4 protein-coding genes are annotated in these 4,241 nt (G+C 72.3%); 1 reads left to right on the forward strand and 3 read right to left on the reverse strand.

The genetic code is table 11. The features are described from left to right. On the forward strand, nucleotides 1-579 hold a 579-nt coding region (locus PROKR_RS31145), incomplete at its 5' end, for an excalibur calcium-binding domain-containing protein (RefSeq protein WP_425414956.1). Nucleotides 580-701: 122 nt separating this feature from the next. Here PROKR_RS31145 and PROKR_RS28970 read toward each other — a convergent pair. The 3 genes from PROKR_RS28970 to PROKR_RS36590 form a co-directional block, all read right to left on the reverse strand. Then, complete coding sequence (locus PROKR_RS28970) at nucleotides 702-2,051, reverse strand: hypothetical protein (protein WP_036971024.1); 1,350 nt, start codon at nucleotides 2,049-2,051, stop codon at nucleotides 702-704. Next, complete coding sequence (locus tag PROKR_RS28975; RefSeq protein ID WP_425414957.1) at nucleotides 2,048-2,659, reverse strand: SigE family RNA polymerase sigma factor; 612 nt, start codon at nucleotides 2,657-2,659, stop codon at nucleotides 2,048-2,050. The genes PROKR_RS28970 and PROKR_RS28975 overlap by 4 nt, the downstream gene beginning before the upstream one ends. 326 nt (nucleotides 2,660-2,985) lie before the next feature. Continuing rightward, on the reverse strand, nucleotides 2,986-4,241 hold a 1,256-nt coding region (locus PROKR_RS36590; RefSeq protein WP_036971026.1), incomplete at its 5' end, for a hypothetical protein.

Raw genomic sequence — 4,241 nt, forward strand, 5'->3', positions numbered from 1 at the left:
CGCCGGTCCGGCGGCCCGATCCCCGTCGGCACCGTCGCGGCCGGAGCCATGGGCCCGGGCCAGCGGCCCGGCAAGACACAGCGGCGCGGTCCTGGCGCCGGCCTGATGGTGGCCATCGGCATCGCCGGGCTCGCGCTCGGCGTGATCATCGGTGTGATCGTCACGGCGGGCCAGCAGGCCGACGCCAACCAGGCGATCTCGGACGCCCAGAACATCCAGGCCGGCATCGACGAGCAGCGCGCCGAGATCGAGGCCGACCGCGCGCAGGTCGACAAGCAGCGCGACGAGGTGGCCAAGCGCGAGCAGGCACTCGGGGACCGGGAGGCGCAGGTCAAGGAGCAGGAGGCCGCGCTCAAGCAACAGCAGGAGCAGCAGCAACAGCAGGAGCAGCAACAGCAGCAGGAGGAGCAGGAGCAGGAGAACGACGGGAACGGCAACGGGAACCCGGGCACCGTCTTCTACTGGAACTGCGACGCGGTGCGTGCCGCGGGCGCGGCGCCCCTGCCCAACACCGAGCCGGGCTACCTGCCGCACCTCGACCGGAACAACAACGGCATCGCGTGCGAGGACGGCGAGTAGGCCGCACCGCCGCACCGCCGCAAGAATGAGCGGGCCGAGACAGATCCCCAGATTCTGTCTCGGCCCGCTCGGTTGTTCCCGGCCCACGCCATCTCCCCAGACGAGACGCGGACCGGGAAGTCCTAACCCCCGAAGAGTCCCTCCAGGAGTTCGCCGAGACCGAGGGGATCCTCGTTCTCGGGAGCTTGAGTCGGCTCCTCGCTCGGGGCCGGGGCGGGCGACACGCCGCCGTCGGGCCGGACCTCACCCGTCGCGGCGAGCTGCAGCGCCTCGCTCATGTCGATGAGGCAGAGCCGCCAGACGTCGCCGTCGACACCCTGGGGCGCGCGCCAGAACGCCTTGCCGGTGAGCCCGGCCGGAGCCGTCCAGTCGGTGCCCGTGCGCTGCGCGACGCAGGTCTCCATCGCGGGCACCTCGTTCGCCTGCGGGTCGTCGACCAGCATCGGCGCTAGCTCCGCGACCATCGGCGCGGGCTCGGCGGCCTGGGGCGTGTCCACGGACTTCCCGGCGACGTCGTGGATGACGGCGCACTCGGGTGAGGTGCTGCGGCACCAGGAGGCGCTCCAGGTGTTCTTGCTCGCGTAGACGAAGCCGCGCGGCTCCGCCGTCGACCGGTCCACCTGCAGCACGCGCATCCACACGCTGCCGTCGCCGAGCACGTCGAACGGCGTGATCCGCAGCGACGCGCCCGCCTCGGGTGCGCCCTTCTCGGCACCGGCACCGGACCCCGGTGACGCGGACGCCCCCTGCGCGTCCGCGGCACCATCGGTCCGCGGGTCGTCGAAGACCAGGAACTGGTCCCCCTCCGTCACACCGGAGGAGAAGCCGAACACGAGGGCCGGTCCGCCGTCGGACGGCAGGACCATCGCGTCGGACGTGACGCCGCGCCAGAGCAGGGTCCCGCCGAGGTTCCCCGCGCGGAGGTTCTGCAGGGCGGTGTCGCCGCCCGCCAGGACCTCCAGGTCGGTGGCGCTGTGCCGGCCGTCGATCTTCGCCAGGGTGACGACCGCCAGGTAGCGTTCGCCGTTCCCCGCGGGGAGGCCGAGGTCGAGAACAGCGGTGTTCGCGTCCACCCGGTAGGCCGCCGGCTGCGCCACCGAGGTCACTCCGGGCGCGAGGTCCGCGAGCTCCGTGGCCGGGTCCGGCGTCGGGAGGTCGGTGGGCGACGGCGCGGGCTCGACCTCGACCGTGGCCATCGGCTCGGGCGTGCCGAGGGGCGTGACCTCTACCGGGGCGCTGCTCCAGAGCCCCGGGATCCCCGGGAGCGCGCCCGCCACTCCGGCACCCGCCGTGGCCAGCACGAGCGTCGACGCCAGCGAGACGCCGGCCCGCCGAGCGGTGTGCTTGCGCCGGCTCGACCGCAGGACGCCGTCCAGGTCGAGCGTCGACTCGGGCACGGCCGCGTGCGCCGACTCGCGGAGCCGGGCGACGAAGTCGTCGTCAGGGGCGCCGTGGGAGAGGTTCGTGTTCATCGCGTTCCGCCCAGAGAATCGAGATCGAGGATCGCGCGCAGGTGGGCGAGGCCGCGCGAGGCAGTGGACTTGACGGTGCCGAGGGGGATGCCGAGCTCGCTGGAGACCTCGGACTCCGACAGGTCGAGCAGGTGGCGCAGCACCACGACCCGGCGCTGCTTGAGCGGGAGGCGCAGGAGGGCGCGCACGACGGTGTCGCGGTCGTCCACGGTGCGCGTGGGCATCCGGGTCGAGGGGCGCGCCGCGCGGATGTCCTCCTGCGGCAGCTCGTCGGGCCCGGTCAGCACCTCGCGCCGTGTACGGCGCCAGGCGTCGATGCGCAGGTTCGCCAGCACACGCCGCGCGTACACCAGCGGGTCGCCCTGCCGGGCCTTGTGCCAGTGCCGGTAGCAGCGCTCGAAGGTCTGCTGCGTGAGCTCCTCGGCGCGGTGGGCGTCACCACTGAGGAGGAAGGCCATCCGGTGCAGCGGATCCTTGGCCTCTCGCATGAACGCCGTGAACTCTTCGTTCTTCGAGGTCTGGGCGGTCCTGCGCGCGTGAGTGGCCCTGGGCCGGTCGGTACGCACGGGCAGCGAGGTTACGTCATCCTGGTCCCCACCTCGCACCACCGTGAGCGGCCGGGTCGTGGGGACGGAGTCTGACTTCGGTGTCGTGGTGGATGGGGAGTCTGGGGTGTTCTGCTGGGTTGTCACGGTCTCCAGGTCGTCCGCAGAGCTGGAGTCGGCACGCACGACGCGCAGGACCACGGGCCTCTGGGCCCGGGACTCTGGCGCTCGAACGCGCGGACTCGTGACTGTCACGAACGGAACACGGCCCGACCGGGACGAAGGTTCCATATTGGTTCAGAGAAATTTCCCGGAACCACGAAGCACGTGCCGGACACCCGGGTCACGGGGGTGACCCGCACGTCCGACACGTGCTTCGCCGAGCGCCGTCAGCGGCGGAAGTCCAGTGTCCCCAGGAACGTGTGGAGATCACGCAGGCCCTGCTCGCCGCCGTCGAACTCGACCACCAGGAACAGGTTCTCGCCCCGGTCCTCCTGGTGGATGTAGAGGTCGACCCAGTAGTAGTCGGTCTCCCCGTCGACGTTGTGCGCGCTCGGGATCACCTCGGCGTAGTCGGCGCCGGGGATGTCGATCATCTTGGACCCCGGGGTGCCGGACGGCGTCCACCAGTTTCCGCCAGGCTTGCCGCCCTGGACGTAGACCCGCTCGAACACGTCCGTGTCCTCGGCGGCACGCGCCTTCTCCTCGGCGGTGGCGTCGGTCCACAGGTTCAGCGTCTCCTGGTCGATGCCGGGATCCACGTGCGTGACCGTCGTCCCGGTCCACTCCACGCCCGGGGAGAACTCGCCGTCGGTCTCCGCCGAGGTCCAGCCCTCCGGGACCGCGAACGTCAGGCCGTTGTGCTCGGTCCGCACCCAGTCGGCCGGGATCCCTCGCTCGATGGCGTCGAGCACCGGGGCCGAGAACTCCGGCAGGTACCAGTCGGGCTCGCCCGCCTCCTTCAGCCAGAGGTTCCCGACGAAGTCGCGGAACATCTTGTCGCCCTGCGCGGTCGCCGCGAACCGGGTGTCGATGATCCAGCCCTCGTCGCCGCTGCGGACCGTGATGGTGGCGGGCCGGACCTTGCCCTCCCGCTCGTGCTGCTCGATGACGACGAGGTCTGCGCCGTCGATGTCGATCGTCGTCGCGCCCGAGTCCTTCGCCGGTGCGGTCCAGCCCGCGACGTCGAACACGTTGCGCAGCTCGATCGTGGCGTCCATGTCGTCGATGGTCCCGGTCTCGCCGAGGCCGTCCGCCTCCGGGTGGTCCGGGGCGAGCCAGCCGGCCACGCCGCCCGCGTTGACGTCGCCGACGGCGATCCAGCCGCCGGCCGGGACCTCGTACCAGAGCCCGCCGAGGATGTAGGGCGCGGCCCCCGCTCCCTCGACCACGCCGTGCTCGACACCCGGCAGCACCGGCAGCGTGCCACCACCGGTCTCCAGGTACTCGGTGGGCTCGTCGGCCAGGCCCGCCGTCGGGCTCGTGGACGACGGCTCGGTGGACGGGGCCCCCTTGGCCGTGGTCTTCACCGTGCCGGGCAGAGGCTGCTGCTGGTCGGCGTAGAACGCCCCGGCCGCGCCGATGCCCGCTCCGGCCAGCACCACCGCGGCCACGCAGGCGGTCGCCGTGGCCACGACCCGGCGCC

The organism is Promicromonospora kroppenstedtii DSM 19349, from assembly GCF_000515355.1.
Taxonomy (GTDB): Bacteria; Actinomycetota; Actinomycetes; order Actinomycetales; family Cellulomonadaceae; genus Promicromonospora; species Promicromonospora kroppenstedtii.

Excerpts from the sequence above, each read along its gene's own strand:
- PROKR_RS28970 (WP_036971024.1), bottom strand. The coding sequence starts at position 2,051 with ATGAACACGAACCTCTCCCACGGCGCCCCTGACGACGACTTCGTCGCC.